The sequence below is a fragment of the Dactylosporangium sp. NPDC051087 genome (assembly GCF_055586325.1).
The window spans coordinates 105,154-120,229 of record NZ_JBVJIJ010000004.1; the positions used below are offsets into that span (position 1 = coordinate 105,154).

General features: G+C 71.5%; 17 protein-coding genes. 9 read left to right on the forward strand and 8 right to left on the reverse strand.

The features are described from left to right. Positions 1-42: 42 nt before the first annotated feature. From ACZ6TV_RS09385 to ACZ6TV_RS09410, 6 genes are all read right to left on the reverse strand, one after another. Complete coding sequence (locus ACZ6TV_RS09385) at positions 43-828, reverse strand: hypothetical protein (RefSeq protein WP_465296682.1); 786 nt, start codon at positions 826-828, stop codon at positions 43-45. Between the two features lie 82 nt (positions 829-910). Beyond that, a complete protein-coding gene (locus ACZ6TV_RS09390; protein ID WP_465296683.1) occupies positions 911-1,222 on the reverse strand; it encodes a DUF1416 domain-containing protein in 312 nt (103 codons plus the stop codon). 17 nt (positions 1,223-1,239) lie between these two features. Beyond that, a complete protein-coding gene (locus ACZ6TV_RS09395) occupies positions 1,240-2,091 on the reverse strand; it encodes a sulfurtransferase (protein WP_465296684.1) in 852 nt (283 codons plus the stop codon). Positions 2,092-2,303: 212 nt separating this feature from the next. Then, positions 2,304-2,411 carry an Ms5788A family Cys-rich leader peptide gene (locus ACZ6TV_RS09400; RefSeq protein ID WP_465296685.1) on the reverse strand — a complete coding sequence of 36 codons (108 nt, stop codon included), beginning with the start codon at positions 2,409-2,411 and terminating at the stop codon, positions 2,304-2,306. A gap of 49 nt (positions 2,412-2,460) precedes the next feature. Continuing rightward, on the reverse strand, positions 2,461-3,225 hold the full coding sequence (locus tag ACZ6TV_RS09405) for an LmeA family phospholipid-binding protein (RefSeq protein WP_465296686.1): 765 nt from the start codon (positions 3,223-3,225) through the stop codon (positions 2,461-2,463). Positions 3,226-3,309: 84 nt separating this feature from the next. Continuing rightward, the gene (locus ACZ6TV_RS09410; RefSeq protein ID WP_465296687.1) at positions 3,310-4,248 is read right to left on the reverse strand and encodes a hypothetical protein; all 939 of its coding nucleotides are present in this window, start codon (positions 4,246-4,248) and stop codon (positions 3,310-3,312) included. Between the two features lie 272 nt (positions 4,249-4,520). On the opposite strand from ACZ6TV_RS09410, the gene ACZ6TV_RS09415 reads away from it, so the two are divergent. The 6 genes from ACZ6TV_RS09415 to pstB all read left to right on the forward strand — a co-directional run bounded on the left by ACZ6TV_RS09415 (position 4,521) and on the right by pstB (position 10,379). Beyond that, positions 4,521-5,222, forward strand: a complete 702-nt coding sequence (locus ACZ6TV_RS09415) for a winged helix-turn-helix transcriptional regulator (protein ID WP_354783552.1) — start codon at positions 4,521-4,523, stop codon at positions 5,220-5,222. A gap of 14 nt (positions 5,223-5,236) precedes the next feature. Beyond that, positions 5,237-6,184: a mycothiol synthase gene (mshD, locus tag ACZ6TV_RS09420; protein WP_465296688.1), complete on the forward strand. Its 948-nt coding sequence runs from the start codon at positions 5,237-5,239 to the stop codon at positions 6,182-6,184. Between the two features lie 193 nt (positions 6,185-6,377). Next, entirely contained in the window at positions 6,378-7,496 is a 1,119-nt protein-coding gene (gene pstS / locus ACZ6TV_RS09425; protein ID WP_465296689.1) for a phosphate ABC transporter substrate-binding protein PstS, read from the forward strand. A gap of 98 nt (positions 7,497-7,594) precedes the next feature. Continuing rightward, positions 7,595-8,497, forward strand: a complete 903-nt coding sequence (pstC, locus tag ACZ6TV_RS09430) for a phosphate ABC transporter permease subunit PstC (protein WP_465296690.1) — start codon at positions 7,595-7,597, stop codon at positions 8,495-8,497. Continuing rightward, positions 8,494-9,582 carry a phosphate ABC transporter permease PstA gene (gene pstA / locus ACZ6TV_RS09435; protein WP_465296691.1) on the forward strand — a complete coding sequence of 363 codons (1,089 nt, stop codon included), beginning with the start codon at positions 8,494-8,496 and terminating at the stop codon, positions 9,580-9,582. Before pstC ends, pstA begins: the two co-directional genes overlap by 4 nt. A gap of 20 nt (positions 9,583-9,602) precedes the next feature. Further along, positions 9,603-10,379, forward strand: a complete 777-nt coding sequence (pstB, locus tag ACZ6TV_RS09440; protein WP_465296692.1) for a phosphate ABC transporter ATP-binding protein PstB — start codon at positions 9,603-9,605, stop codon at positions 10,377-10,379. A gap of 3 nt (positions 10,380-10,382) precedes the next feature. Here the strand turns inward: pstB and ACZ6TV_RS09445 are convergent, their stop codons facing one another. Further along, positions 10,383-11,144 (reverse strand): NUDIX hydrolase, encoded by a 762-nt coding sequence (locus tag ACZ6TV_RS09445; RefSeq protein WP_465296693.1) that lies wholly within the window; start codon positions 11,142-11,144, stop codon positions 10,383-10,385. A 9-nt stretch (positions 11,145-11,153) separates the two neighbouring features. Continuing rightward, positions 11,154-11,576, reverse strand: a complete 423-nt coding sequence (locus tag ACZ6TV_RS09450) for a hypothetical protein (protein ID WP_465296694.1) — start codon at positions 11,574-11,576, stop codon at positions 11,154-11,156. Positions 11,577-11,614: 38 nt separating this feature from the next. Here ACZ6TV_RS09450 and ACZ6TV_RS09455 point away from each other — a divergent pair, with 38 nt between their 5' ends. The 3 genes from ACZ6TV_RS09455 to ACZ6TV_RS09465 all read left to right on the forward strand — a co-directional run bounded on the left by ACZ6TV_RS09455 (position 11,615) and on the right by ACZ6TV_RS09465 (position 15,071). Further along, complete coding sequence (locus tag ACZ6TV_RS09455) at positions 11,615-12,592, forward strand: Gfo/Idh/MocA family protein (protein WP_465296695.1); 978 nt, start codon at positions 11,615-11,617, stop codon at positions 12,590-12,592. Between the two features lie 42 nt (positions 12,593-12,634). Further along, positions 12,635-12,961, forward strand: a complete 327-nt coding sequence (locus ACZ6TV_RS09460) for a hypothetical protein (RefSeq protein WP_465296696.1) — start codon at positions 12,635-12,637, stop codon at positions 12,959-12,961. 91 nt (positions 12,962-13,052) lie between these two features. After that, positions 13,053-15,071 (forward strand): M91 family zinc metallopeptidase, encoded by a 2,019-nt coding sequence (locus ACZ6TV_RS09465; RefSeq protein WP_465296697.1) that lies wholly within the window; start codon positions 13,053-13,055, stop codon positions 15,069-15,071. The last annotated feature ends 5 nt before the right edge of the window (positions 15,072-15,076 follow it).

Genomic DNA, 15,076 nt, shown 5'->3' on the forward strand with positions numbered 1-15,076 from the left:
CTGGGGCCCGCCGCAGCCCGGCATCCACTTGCCAGACGCGCCTCAGCAGCCGGCGGTCGACGTGATGTGCAGCGCGTCGCCTTCGGCGCGCAGGGCGACACCCGCCTCACCGGCGCGGAACGCGAACAGCTTCGGCTCGTCGAGGACGACCGCGGTCGCGGGGACCGTGGTGCGCGACGCGGCGCCGTCGCCGGTGGTGACCGCCTCGACGGTCCACAGGGTGCCGCCGCCGGGGCAGGTCAGACGGTGGGTCAGCCACTGCGAGGCGGTCTGTTTCAGGGTGTCGAGCACCGCCTGCACGGGCGCGCGGTTGGCGCTCTGCGACTGCGGCGTCGCCTCCTGCACCGCCGCGTCCTGCACGCGGCAGCCGGTGTCGGCGACGAAGCGCAGCTGGCCCGGTTGCACAAGGGCACCGCGCAGCGTGACGAAGCCACCGGCGTCAGCGGTCAGCAGGTGGGTGTTCGCCCCGCTCACCAGGTGGCTGTTGTACGCCGCGGGCAAAGCCCCCTGCACCCGGTCCAGGACGGCGGGTTCGGCGTCCTTTCGCACGTACACCAGCAGCACCCGCTCGAATCGGGTGCCCTCGCGCGCCGAGGTGACCCGGCAGCTGCGGTCGGTGCGGGTGTAACCGCCCAGAGCGGTGACGGTGCTGGCGGGGTCGAGCGCGGCGGCGACCCGGGCGAGGGCCTCGTCGACGACCGGCAGGCCTTCGGCGATCGTGGTCTGGTCGCGGGACGTCGGCGGGTCGTTGCGCGACGAGTAGTAGGCGAACCCCGCCACGGCGAGGGCCCAGGCGGCCGTTGCGGCGACGATCCAGCGACGTTTCACGGCCGACATCCTCGCAGCCCGGCACAACGACGCCGCCCTCCGGGGTTGGGCCCGGAGGGCGGCGTCACGTTGCGTGCGAAGGTCAGGCGACCGCGACCGCGATCTCGTTGATGCCCCGGCCGGCGGACACGCTCGCGTCGCCGTTGCCCTGGCGGGACAGGGCGCGCAGGGTCCAGTTGCCGGGCGCGGCGAAGAAGCGGAACTGGCCGGCCGGCGAGGTGACGACCTCGGCGGTGAACTCGCCGGTCGAGTCGAGCAGGCGCACGTAGGCACCGCCGACGGGACCGTCGCCGGAGCTCACCACGCCGGTGATGACGGTTTCCTTCTCCACGTCCACGGAGGCCGGGATCGGCGCGCTCTGCTCGGGGGCGCCGCAGCTGTCAGCAACACTCATGATGGTTTCTCCGCCTTTCAGGCGTTACCGGGCTCGTCGCCCACGGCGACGGGGACACCGACGAGGGAGCCGTACTCGGTCCAGGAACCGTCGTAGTTGCGCACGTTGCTGTGCCCGAGGATCTCCTTGAGCACGAACCAGGTGTGCGAGGAGCGCTCGCCGATGCGGCAGTAGGCGATGGTGTCCTTGCTGTCGTCCAGGCCGGCGGCGGCGTAGAGCTCGCGCAGCTCGTCGTCGGACTTGAAGGTGCCGTCCTCGTTGGCGGCCTTGCTCCACGGCACCGACACGGCGGTCGGGATGTGGCCGGGACGCTGCGCCTGCTCCTGCGGGAGGTGGGCGGGGGCGAGGAGGCGGCCGGCGAACTCGTCGGGCGAGCGGACGTCGACGAGGTTCTGCACGCCGATCGCCTTGACGGCGTCGTCGCGGAACGCGCGGATCGACAGGTCCTGGTCGTGCACCGCGACGTAGGCGGTCGCGGGGCGGCTGACCTCGTCCTTGGTCAGCGGGCGCCCGTCGAGCTCCCACTTCTTGCGGCCGCCGTCGAGCAGCTTGACGTCGCCGTGGCCGTACAGCTTGAAGTACCAGTACGCGTAGGCGGCGAACCAGTTGTTGTTGCCGCCGTAGAGCACGACGACGTCGTCGTTGCCGATGCCCTTGCTGGACAGCAGCGCCTCGAACTGCTCCTTGTTGACGAAGTCCCGGCGGACCTGGTCCTGCAGCTCGGTCTTCCAGTTGATCTTGACCGCGCCGGCGATGTGGCCGCCGTCATAGGCGGCGGTGTCCTCGTCGACCTCGACGAACACCACGTTGCCGGCGCCGATGTTCTGCTCGGCCCAGTCGGCCGTGACCAGTGCGCTCTCGCGACTCATGAGTGTTTTCTCTCCCAGGGGAACGATTCGGATGGGTCGAGTCGACACACGGGTCGGGGTGTGCACCACGCCGCGCGCGACCCGAGGGGACGGATCACGGTTTCGGCGATGGGTCTGGGAGATTGCCGCGAGCTGGGAACGCCCGCCAGACCCATCGGTCTGGGGCGCCGCTGCCTCGAGCCGTTAGAAGAGCACGCTGCAGGGCCGCACCACTAGGGGCGGCAACACAGGCAGGTGGCCACGCGGCACAGGTCGACCGCGCGCCGTCTGGTGAGCAGCATGCTCATGGTCAGGGAGCCTAGCATCGCTGCCCGTGTCATCCCATGGTCCGTTAGGTCACGTCCAGCAGGTGGACCACCCCTGACCTGATCATTGCGACAGCGGGACGTCCTTCGCGGAGGCGATGACCAGCAGCCCGGCGTCCGTGGTCTCCGCGGAGTTGATCACCAGGTTGTACGGCAGGCCGGGCAGCTTCACGGTGACCTGCAGGCGGTTCTTGTTGGCCTGGATGAGGTCGTTGACGAACTTCGGCAGGTTGCCCTGGTCGGTGGTCACCGATTCCAGCTTGAGGCGGACCTTGCCCGACTCGACCACCATGCTGCCGTTGGCGATGATCGTGACCTTGATGCCCTGGTACGCGAACGGGATCCGCAGCTCGATCTTGTTGTTGACGACCTTCACGTCGACCGCGGACGGGTCCACACCCTGCGGCAGGTTGCTGAACTCCAGCAGCTTGCGGACGTTGTCCCAGGTCATGTTGGCCCGGCCGACGACCTCGCCGGCGACGACCTCGCCCTTGCCGTTCATCAGGTCGCGGGCGTCGGCCTTGACCGCCTTGGCGTCGACCGTGAGGTCCTCGAGCTTCACGTTGTCGATCTGCGGCTTGCTGAGCGCGATGGTGATCTTCTCGTACTCCCCCGCGAGCACCTGCGTCAGGAAGGGGAAGCCGGCGATCTTCACCGAGGGGTCGCCCTCGTAGGTGACCGAGTTGGCCGCGAGCTGCTTGCGGGTCTCGTCCGTGATGCGGTCCTGTGCGGTGCTCGCCGCGACACGGTCGGCGACGAAGAGCACGCCGACCAGGATCACCGCCAGCACGACCAGGACGATGCCGACCTTGGCCCCTCGAGTCGCCACAGCACTCCCTTCGCGCCTTGCCAGCGTGTCGCTGACCGGGACGGTACCCAGCCACCAGGATTTCCTACCCTGGCAAGCCCAGCGTTACAGGAGCAGGAGCGTACTGGCCACATAGGCGGCCGGCGCGGCGAAGGCGAACGCTCCCAACGGCCCCTGGATGTGCCTGGCCAGGTACATGGCGGGCTCGTCACCGTCGATGCGGCGGCTGGCCTCCGCGTAGCCGACGGACAGGTCGACCATGACCGCCACGATGGCGGTGGCCAGGCCCGCGAGCGCGCTGGGCAGCGGGGTGATGCCGTCGAGCAGGTTGCCGATCGCGCCGGCCGCGGCGGTGCCGACCATCGCGCCGAGCACGACCCCCGCGCCGCCGCGCGGGACCTGCGGGGCGATGCGGGGCAGCGGGGCGATCGAGTCGGCGAGCCGGGCCACGACGATCGCGATGCCGGCGGCGGCGAGGCAGGCGACGATCGCCTGGGTGCCGCGCGGGATCCGGCCGAGCACGATCACGCTGGCGAAGGCGACGACACCGAGGGTGACGACCAGCGACGAGCCGAGCGACTCGGTGACCCGCTGCCGCCCCGCCGGGCGGGTGAGCTGGCCGATGACGCCGATGATGAAGCCGGCGGCGGTGACGTATGCGAGCGGCGCGAGCGACGCGGGGCGGGTCAGCACGGCGGCGACGTCGGTGCCGATCGCGACCGCGATGCCGACGGCGCCGACGACGCGCGGGGCCGGCGGCCGGCTGGCGAGGATCCACACGCCGACGAACAGCACCTGCACGCCGAAGATCACCACGGCGTAGGACTCGTGCCTGGTCTGCGCGCCGACGACCAGGCCGACCGTCATGAGCGCGGCGAAGCCCGCGATGCCGAGGGAGACCATGCGCCGCGCCGGTTGAAACGACTCGGACTGCTCGGAGGTGTCCGTGACGTCGGCCTCCTCCCGGCGCCGGCGGCGGGGCGCCTCATCGGCGGCCGGCGGCCAGGCGCCGTGGTCCCCGGCGGGGGGTGTGGTAGCGGGCACGCCCCGATGGTGCCAGAACCACCCCTGCCCGGCCCGCACCGGGATGAGAAAAACCGCATAGCACGTCGAAAGAAACGGTGGAGTGTGGCTCACCCGACTGTCTCGATTCGGATCGCCGCTGGTCGCAAAACATGAATACTCCGATATTCTTCGGTGGGATACACCCACAACACCCCGTCAACGTGGCCGGGACGAAGACACAGAGCCGCCGCCCCGCTCAGGGCGCCACAGCGCCCCCACTGCGAGGTGCGCCGCGGCCACGGAGGTGACTCGTGGAGATTCTGCTGCTGACCGCGGCGCCCGCGGGCCAGGTGGTCCTGCCCGGGCTGGACCTGCTGCCCCACACGGTGCGCACCGCACCTCGTGACGTCCGCACACTGGTGAGCGGGCCGAGCCCCGACGCCGTGATCGTCGACGCGCGCACCGAGCTCGCCGACGCCCGCGCGACCTGCCGCATGCTGCACGCCACCGGGCTCGGTGTCCCCCTGCTCGCGGTGGTGACCGAGGCCGGCCTGGTCGCGCTGCACGCCGACTGGGGCCTCGACGACGTCATCCTGGCCAGCGCCGGTCCCGCGGAGATCGAGGCCCGGCTGCGCCTGGGCGTCGGCCGCCTCAACTCGGCCGCCGCCGCGAGCGGCGGCATGATCAAGGCCGGCGAGCTGACGATCGACCCCGACACCTATGCGGCGAAGCTCAAGGGCCGCCCGCTCGACCTCACCTACAAGGAGTTCGAGCTGCTGAAGTTCCTGGCGCAGCACCCCGGCCGGGTCTTCACCCGCGACCAGCTGCTGCGCGAGGTGTGGGGCTATGACTACTTCGGCGGCACCCGCACGGTCGACGTGCACGTGCGGCGCCTGCGCGCGAAGCTCGGCTCGGAATACGAGTCGATGATCGGCACGGTGCGCCAGGTCGGCTACAAGTTCGTCGTCCCGCCGTCGCGCCCCCTGCACGAGTCGGAGCCGGTAAGGGTCTGACCTAGACTCCACCCGTGACCGTCGAGCAGCTTGACCACCTCTCCGTCCCGCAGGTCGACGAGGTGCTCGCGCTGAGCCGGGCCGCGGGCGACACCGACGGCGTGCTGCCGCTGTCGGAGCACGTGGTGCTGCACCTGCGGCACGGGGGCGAGACGCAGGCGGTGCACCTGCTGGCGCGCGACGCCGCGGGCACCGTCGTCGGCTATGCGCACGTCGACACGACCGACGCCGTCGCGGGTGCCTCGGCCGAGCTGGTGGTGCATCCGCGGCACCGGCGGCGGGGCACCGGCCGGGCCCTGGCCAAGGCGGCGATCGCGGTCGCCGACGAGCGCGCTGGCGGCCGGCTGCGGCTGTGGGCGCACGGCGACCACCCCTCGGCCTCCGCGCTCGCCGTCAGCCTCGGCTTCGACCGCGCACGGGTGCTGCTGCAGTTGCGGCGGTCGCTGTTCGCGCCGCTGGACGAGGTCGCGCTGCCCGACGGCGTGACGCTGCGCCCGTTCCGGCCCGGCGAGGACGACGCCGCCTGGCTCGCGGTCAATGCCGCCGCCTTCGCCGATCACCCCGAGCAGGGCAAGTGGACGCTCGACGACCTCCGCCTGCGGATGGGCGAGCCGTGGTTCGACGCGGAGGGCTTCCTGCTCGCGGTCCGCCACGGGCTGCCGGAAGGGCAGGACGGCCGCGAGGAGCTCGTCGGCTTCCACTGGACCAAGATCCACGGCGATCTTGCCGATCACACGCACGAGCCCATCGGCGAGGTCTACGTGCTGGGCGTCGCGCCCGGGGCGCACGGCGGCGGGCTCGGCCGGGCGCTGACCCTGGCCGGCCTCCATCACCTGCGCTCGCGCGGACTTTCGCAGGTCATGCTCTATGTCGACGAGGACAACCGGCGCGCGGTGGCGCTGTATCAGCGGCTCGGTTTCGTGCGCTGGGCGGCCGATGTGAACTTCCGCCGCGGCGCCTGACGCAAAACGGGCACCAGCTATCTCCAATGGGCAGTTCACCCATTGGCCAACTGGCCTCCGATCAGGCGTCACCTTTTCCGGAGGACCTGTTCACCCCTCGTTCATCCGCCCCCGGAGGGCCGGTTACCTAGCGCTCTTAGCGTCGCTTTCAGTCGACGACCCCCGTCGGCAGTACCCCGACGAAGGGACCGCAGTGAACTTCAAGCGGCACGGCATTCTGGCCGGCATCGCGATCACCGCGACGCTGGCGCTCACCGCGTGCGGCTCGGACAACAACGAGACCCCCGGCACCACGAGCAGCAACGGTGGCAGCGCTCCGGCCTCCACCATCAACTGCGCAAAGGGCTCGCTGACGGCCCAGGGCTCGTCCGCGCAGAAGAACGCGATGGACGAGTGGATCAAGGCGTACCAGCAGAAGTGCGCGGACGCGAAGATCGATTACCAGGGCACCGGCTCCGGTGCCGGTATCACCGCCTTCTCGGGTGGCACCGCCGACTTCGCCGGCTCGGACTCCGCCCTCAAGGACGGTGACGAGACCACCAAGGCGACCGCTCGCTGCGGCGGCAACCCGGCGCTCAACCTGCCGATGGTCACCGGCCCGATCGCCATCGCCTACAACCTCGACGGCGTCAAGGACCTCCAGCTCAAGCCGGAGACCCTGGCCAAGATCTTCAGCGGCTCGATCGCCAAGTGGGACGACGCCGCCATCAAGGCCGACAACCCGAGCGCGACGCTCCCGTCGACCCCGATCAACGCGATCCACCGCCAGGAGTCCTCGGGCACCACCGAGAACTTCACCGGTTACCTGGACAAGGCCGCTGCCGGCACCTGGACCCTGGGCAAGGACAAGGTCTGGAAGGGCACCGGCGGCCAGGCCGAGAAGGGCTCCGACGGCGTCGCGGGCGCGATCAAGAAGGCCCCCGGCACCATCGGCTACGTCGAGTGGTCGTTCGCCAAGGTCAACTCGCTCGCCACCGCCAAGATCTACAACGGTGCCGGTGAGTACACCGCGCTGACCGGTGCCGCGGCCGGCAAGACCGTCGCGGGCGCCAAGATCACCGGTACCGGCGACGACCTGAAGCTCTCGATCGACTACGCCACCAAGGAGGCCGGGGCCTACCCGATCATCCTGGTGACCTACGAGATCGTCTGCAGCAAGGGCACCCCGGCCGACAAGCTCGAGCTGCTCAAGGGCTTCCTCGGCTACACCGTGAGCGCCGAGGGCCAGGCGCAGCTCGACAAGCTGGGCTACGCCCCGCTGCCCGAGTCGGTCCAGACCAAGGTTGCCGCCTCCGTGAAGAACCTGGCCTGACGGGACCCTCGTTGAGCCAGCAGACTCTGCCTGCCACCTCCGCCGGTTCGCCCGGCGGAGGTGGCGGTCTTCCGAGGCGCCGTCGACTCGGCGCCGACATGATCTTCCGTGGCACCGCGACGGCTGCCGGCTCAATGGTGCTCGTCATCATCGCCGCCATCGCCGTCTTCCTGATCGTCAAGGCGATTCCGGCGATCAGCAAGGACACCGAGAACTTCTTCACCTACAAGTCGTGGTTCACCGACGGCGACACCCCGCAGTTCGGTGTCGCGGCGACGGTCTTCGGCACGGTCCTCACCGGCGCCCTGGCGCTGCTGCTGGCGGTGCCGGTCGCGCTGGGCATCGCGCTGTGCCTCTCGCACTACGCGCACCGCCGGGTGGCCACCTCCCTCGGCTTCGTGATCGACCTGCTCGCCGCGGTCCCCAGCGTCGTGTTCGGCCTCTGGGGTCGCGACTACTTCTACGAGCCGATCACCAACTTCTCGAAGTGGCTGCACGACACCTTCGGCTGGCTGCCGATCTTCGGCAGCGAGGGACCCTACGGCAAGTCGATCCTGCTCGGCTCGATCGTCCTGGCGATCATGGTCCTGCCGATCGTCACGTCGCTCTCCCGTGAGGTCTTCATGCAGACCCCGCCGGAGAACCAGGAGGCCGCGCTCGCGCTCGGCTCCACCAAGTGGGAGATGATCCGCACCGCCGTGATCCCCTACGGCAAGGCCGGCATCATCGCCTCGGTCATGCTGGGCCTGGGTCGTGCGCTCGGCGAGACCATCGCCCTCGCGCTGACCCTCGGCGGCGTGTACGCGATCAACTTCGACTTCCTCGGACCCGGCGGCGTCACCATCGCCTCCAACATCGCCAACCGGTTCGGCGAGGCCAACGAGCTCGGCCGCGGCGCGCTGATCGCGTCCGGTCTCGTGCTGTTCGCCATCACGCTGGTCGTCAACATGGCCGCGCGCGCGATCGTCTACCGGCGCCGCGAATTCGTCGGGAGCGCATGATGAGCGTCGAAACCCCTGAGCGCGTGATCGGGCTGAGCAGCGGTGACCAGCTGCGCAGCAAGTCCCTGCCGTCGTGGTCCTCGGCCGCGGCGGCCGTCGCCGCGATCGCCGCGGCGTTCCTGCTGATCTACCTGACCGGCGCCGGCGGGCTGGTCCTGACCGGCGTCGTCGCGGCCGTGCTGTTCGTGCTGTTCGTCGCGATCGCCGCCACGGTGGTCGAGGGCGGGCGCGCGGCGCGCAACCGGATCGCCACCACGCTCATCTACGGCGCGTTCATCCTGGCCCTCGCCCCGCTGCTGTCGGTGGCCTGGGTGCTGATCAGCAAGGGCACCACCCGCCTCGACGGCAACTTCTTCGGCACGTCGATGAACAACATCGGCGCGTTCGACGAGAAGGGCGGTGCCTACCACGCGATCATCGGCACGCTCGAGCAGGCGGGTCTCGCCACGCTGATCACGGTGCCGCTGGGCATCCTCGGCGCGATCTACATCGTGGAGTACGGCCGGGGCTTCCTGGCCAACGCGATCCGCTTCTTCGTCGACGTCATGACCGGCATCCCGTCGATCGTGTCCGGTCTGTTCATCCTGTCGTTCTGGGTCTTCACGGTCACCCCGCTGTTCAACGACGGCCGGGCCGCCTACTCGGGCTTCGCGGCGGCGCTCTCGCTGAGCGTGCTGATGCTCCCGACGATCGTCCGGTCGACCGAGGAGATGCTGCGGCTGGTCCCCAGCGCGCTGCGCGAGGGCGCCTACGCGCTCGGCGTGGCCCGCTGGAAGACGATCGTCAGCATCGTGCTGCCGACGGCGCTGCCGGGCATCGTCACCGGCGTCATGCTGGCGGTGGCCCGCGCCGCGGGTGAGACCGCACCGGTCCTGCTCGTCGCCGGCGGCCTCAGCTCGATCAACTTCAACGTGTTCAGCGGAAACCAGTCGTCCCTCTCGCTGTTCGTCTTCGAACAGGCCGGGGTCGCCTCGGAGTTCGCGCCCGGCCGCGCCTGGACGGCGGCCCTCACGCTGGTCGTCCTCGTCCTGGTCCTGACCGTCGCGGCCAAGTTGCTGGCCCGCCGCAACAAGCTCGCCCGATGACCCTCTCTGGAGCGCCCCACATGGCAAAGCGCATCGAAGCCCACGGTGTCACCTCGTACTACGGATCGTTCAAGGCGATCGACGGCGTCTCGATGACGATCGAGCCGAAGTCGGTGACGGCTCTGATCGGGCCCTCCGGCTGCGGCAAGTCGACGTTCCTGCGGTCGATCAACCGGATGCACGAGGTCCTGCCCAACGCCCGCATCGAGGGCCAGCTCCTCATCGACGGGCAGAACATCTACGACAAGGACGTCGACGTCACGGCGGTCCGCCGGATGATCGGCATGGTCTTCCAGCGGCCCAACCCGTTCCCGACCATGTCGATCTTCGACAACGTCGTCGCGGGCCTGCGGCTCAACGGCGTACGCAAGAAGAACGTGCTCGAAGAGGTCGCCGAGAAGGCGCTGCGCAGCGCCAACCTGTGGAACGAGGTCAAGGACCGGCTCGGCCGTCCCGGCGCCGGCCTGTCCGGCGGCCAGCAGCAGCGCCTCTGCATCGCCCGCGCCATCGCGGTCGAGCCGCAGGTCGTGCTCATGGACGAGCCCTGCTCGGCGCTCGACCCGATCTCCACGCTCGCGATCGAGGACCTGATCACCGAGCTGAAGAACCAGTACACGATCGTGATCGTCACGCACAACATGCAGCAGGCGGCCCGCGTCTCGGACCGCACCGGCTTCTTCTCGATCGAGAAGACCGGCGACCCCGGCCGTCTCATCGAGTACGACGACACCGCGAAGATCTTCACCAACCCGTCGGTCAAGAAGACCGAGGACTACATCACCGGCCGGTTCGGCTGATCGTCAGATTGGGCGGATGGCGTCGGCCGGGTCCCGGTCCGACGCCGCCGCCAGGGCCGCCTCGATGCTGCCCGCCTCCGCCAGCTCGACGAGCGTGTAGGTGGTCGGCGGCAGCATCGTGAAGCGACCGTCCGCGGCCTCGGCCGGGGAGCACCAGACCGTGTCGTCGGCCTCCCCGCCGACGTCCCTCGTGACCTGGCCCTCCGGCAGGGCGGCGAGGAAGAAGTACGTGTCGAAGCGGCGCGGCTCGAACTCGGGCGTGATCCAGCGCGACCACGCCGCCAGCAGGTCGGAGCGCAGGACCAGGCCGTTGTCGGCGAGGAACTCCGCGAAGCCGAGCTCCCGGTCGATCAGCGCCAGCCTGGCCCGCTCCCAGTCGGGCCCGCTCACGTCGCCGACGACGGTGTCCTCGTCGGCGCCGGCCAGCAGCACGCCGGACTCCTCGAACACCTCCCGGACCGCCGCGCAGACGACCGAGCGGGCCACGGACTCCTCCAGCCGCAGCCGCGCCGCCCACTGCGCCGGCGACGGGCCGGCCCAGCCGGGCAGGACGGTCGCGTCGCGCGGGTCCACGCCGCCGCCGGGGAACACGTACATCGACGCGGCGAAGGCCATCGTGCGGACGCGGCGCAGCAGGTACACCTCGAACGGCGCCCGCAGCAGGACCACCGTGCTGGCGAGGCGGGGCTCGACCGGCACGGCACCCGACGCGGCGAACCGACGGGACTGCTCGGCCAGACCGGGCGGCAGACGGAACTCGACCATCCGCCCAGCCTAAGGTTTCGCTTCGTGGCCCGGCCGGCCGTGGGTGCGGCGGCGCTCCTTCATCTCGGCCTCGAAGAGGTGCCGGCGGCCCTGGACCAGCTCGTCGCGGGCGGTCCGGTCGAGGTCCTTGAACAGGGCGTAGTAGCCGTCGTCGAACTCCTCGACCACCTGGAACGTCCAGCGTCCGGCGATCACGTTGTGCCCGACCAGCTCGGTCTCGATCCGCTCGGCGAGCTTCGCGTGGCCGGCGGCGCGGAACATGCCGACCGCCTCGTCGAGCATCAGGTCGGCGTGGCCGATCAGCTGGTGCAGGTCGTAGAGGCGCCCCCGGGCCCGTTCCACGGTCTCCAGGGCCTCGCTCAGCTTGCCCAGCGCCTCGACGGTGGCGTCCGACACCCCGTCCGGCCTGCGGTGTTGTTCATCCGGTCCCACGGGCGTCCGGTACCCCGCCGAGCACTAGATTGAACGTCATGGCCGACCGCATTCGCTGGGGCATCCTGTCCACCGGCAGCATCGCGAGCACGTTCGTCAACGACCTCCGCCTGCTGCCGGACGCCGTGGTGACCGCCGTCGGCTCGCGGACCTCCGCCTCCGCGGAGCGGTTCGCCGCGGCGCACGACATCCCCCGGGCGCACGGCTCCTGGCAGGCGCTGGTCGACGACCCCGAGGTCGACGCGATCTACGTGGCGACCCCGCACACCGCGCACTTCGACGCGACGATGCTGTCCCTGGCCGCGGGCAAGGCGACGCTGACGGAGAAGCCCTTCACGCTCGACGTCGCGTCGTCGGAGACGCTCGTGGAGACCGCCCGCGAGCGCGGCGTGTTCCTCATGGAGGCCATGTGGATGCGCTGCATCCCGGCGGTCCGGCGGATGGCCGAGCTCGTCGCCGGCGGCGCGATCGGCGAGCCCACGGCGGTGCACGCCGACTTCGGCATGGCGGGCCCGTGGGACGAGACCCACCGGCTGATGTCCCGGGCCCTGGGCGGCGGGGCGCTGTATGACGTCGGGATATACCCGGTGACGTTCGCGCACCTGTTCCTCGGCATGCCCTCCAGCGTGCAGGCGTGGGCGCGGATGACGCCCGGCGGTGTCGACGCCAACACCGGCATCCTGCTCGGCTACGACTCCGGCGCCCTCGCCGCGCTGACCTGCGGGCTGGTCGGCGACAGCGCCCGCCGGGCGACGATCACCGGCACGACGGGCCGCATCGAGGTGCCGCGCGACTTCTTCCACCCGCAGGCCTTCACCCTCTGGAGCGGCGACTCGCCGTCGGAGGTCGAGCTGCCGTTCGAGGGCGCCGGCTACCACTTCGAGGCCGCCGAGGTGCACCGTTGCCTGCGCGAGGGCCTCACTGAGAGCCCGTTGATCCCCCTCGCCGAAACGCTGGACATTTTGACGGTTTTGGATGTTGTACGGGTAAAGGTCGGTCTTGACTACTCCGACTGAGCGGGACCACCCGACGGTCCGCGCTTGGCTACCCTGCGCGATATGGCGAAGGAGATCCGGGCCGATCCCGGAGCGCTGAGCGATCTGGCGGATGCCAGCCTGGCCGCGGCGGCACGCCTCGGCGACCGCTTCGGGGGCGGCTACCGCCACCTGCCGCTGCCCCCGTCGGCGTTCGGCAACCTCGGCGGCGCGGCCACCCTGCACGGCACCTGCACCCTCGTGCTCCAGGATGCCCACGCCGCGATCACCGGGCTGGCCGCGGTCCTGGAGGGCGACGCCGACCGCCTGCTGCGCACCGCGTTCGCGTACCACGAGGCCGACCGCCTCGCCGACCAGCGCGTCGGCGGCTCCCGCGGAGCCACCGCATGACCGGCGGTCCTGTGGCGGGCGCGGCCGGTGAGCGGCGCGGGCTCGTGGCGCAGCGGCACGGTGCGGCGGGGACGGCTGTGGGGGTGGGGGCATGACCACGGCGGAGGCGGTGACGGCGACGATCGTCGTCGACGACCTGTGGCGGCTCGACGCGCGGCCCGAGTCGCTGGAGGCGGCGGCGCTGGTGTGGCGGGCGACCGGGCAGGACGCCGCGGCGGCGCTGGCCGGGCTGGAGGCGGCGGCGCGGGCGGTGGACGGCGGCGGATGGGCCGGGGACGCGGCCGAGAGCTACCAGTGGCACCGCGCGAAGCTGGCGCGCGACCTGGACACCGTGGCGAGGATGGGCCCGGCGACCGCCGGCCGGCTGGAGGCGATGGCCGCGTTGCTGCGCCGGGGGCAGGACCTGCTCGACGACGGGTGGCGGCGGATCGGCGCGGCCGTGCCGCACCGGCGGGGGCGGGACGGGGTCACGTTCAGCCCCGTGGACCAGGCGCAGGCCGACGCGGTGGGACGGGCCGCCGGTGACGCCGCCGCGATCCGGTCCGAGGTGGTGCAGGCGCTGCTGGTACACGACGCGGCGCTGCGATCGGACCGGCCGCGGTGGGCGGCGGTCGCGACGGGGTGGGGTGCGGTGGCGGCCGGGCGGGTGGAGGGCTGGCAGGCCGCCGGGGAGAGCGGGACCGGCGTCGACGTCATCGTGGCCGGCAGCGTGGTGGTCAACGCGACCGGCGGCGGCGATGTGATCACGGTGCGCACCGAGCCGGACGGGAGCCGGGTCGTGCTCGTCGACGGGGTGCCGGTCAGGGTACCCGCCGGCGCGCGGCTGGTCGTGCGGGCCGGCGCGGGCGACGACACCGTCCGCGTGGCGGGCGCCGGCGCCGTGACCGTGCTCGGCGGCTCCGGCGACGACGTGCTGGAGGGCGGCGCCGGCGACGACGTCATCATCGCCGGGGCGGGCGCCGACAAGGTTCTGGGCGGCGCGGGCGACGACCTGGTCAGCCTGGGGCCGGCGACGCGCGGCGGGCGGCCGGTGGCCGAGATCGCGGTGCTCGGCGGCGGGGACGACCGGCTATGGGGCGGCGACGGCATGGCCCAGGTCGACGGCGGCGAAGGCGACGACCTGCTGTTCGGCGGTGCCGGGGACGACGTGATCAGCGGCGGTGGCGGCGCGGACACCGTCGTCGGCGGCGACGGCGAGGACCGGCTGGCCGGCAACGGCGGCGACGACACGCTGTTCGGCGGGGACGGCGCCGACTACGCCGACGGCGGCGCGGGCGGCGACCGGCTCGACGGCGGTGAGGACGGCGACGTGCTGTACGGCGGCGCCGGCCGGGACACCCTGATCGGCGGCGCGGGCGGCGACTACGTCGACGGCGGCACCGGCGACGACATCCTGGACGGCGGCGACGGCCGGGACGTGCTCTCCGGCGGCAGCGGCGACGACCTGATCATCGGCGGCAAGGGCGACGACGTCGTGTACTCCGGGGCGGGCGCGGACGTGGTGGCCGGCGGCGAGGGCGACGACATCCTGTACGGCCAGGGCGAGGACCGGGCCACCGGGGTCGAGCGGTTCACCGCGGTCTCCTCGGCGGGCGGGCTGGACGGCTTCGTGCGGATCGAGGGCGACGCTGAGTTCGTCGCACGGGTACGCGCGGATCTCGAGCTGCTCAGTGCCTCGCCCGACGGCCGGCAGATGCTCGCGGCGCTCCAGGCGACCGGCGTGCCGGTCACCATCCGGCCGGAGGCGGACGACAACGGGCACGCGATGCCCGGACCGCGGCCGGTGGTGCGCTACAACCCGGCGTGGGGTGGCGTGCTGGACGGCCGGCCGCCGGTGGTCACGCTCTTCCATGAGCTGGCGCACGTGTACGACTTCACGCACGGCACGACCGACCGGCGCCCGTACAACGGTGCCGGCGGACGCGACGTGGATGCCTTCGGCAATCCGGTGCCCAACTTCGAGCGGCAGGCCGCCGGGCTGCCGATCGACGACGACGGCGACCCGGCGACCGCCAACCGGATCGACCCGCGGCACCCGATCGAGCTCACCGAGAACGGCCTGCGCGCCGAGATGCGCCTGGCGCACCGCGACACGTACGGCAGTCCCTGACGACA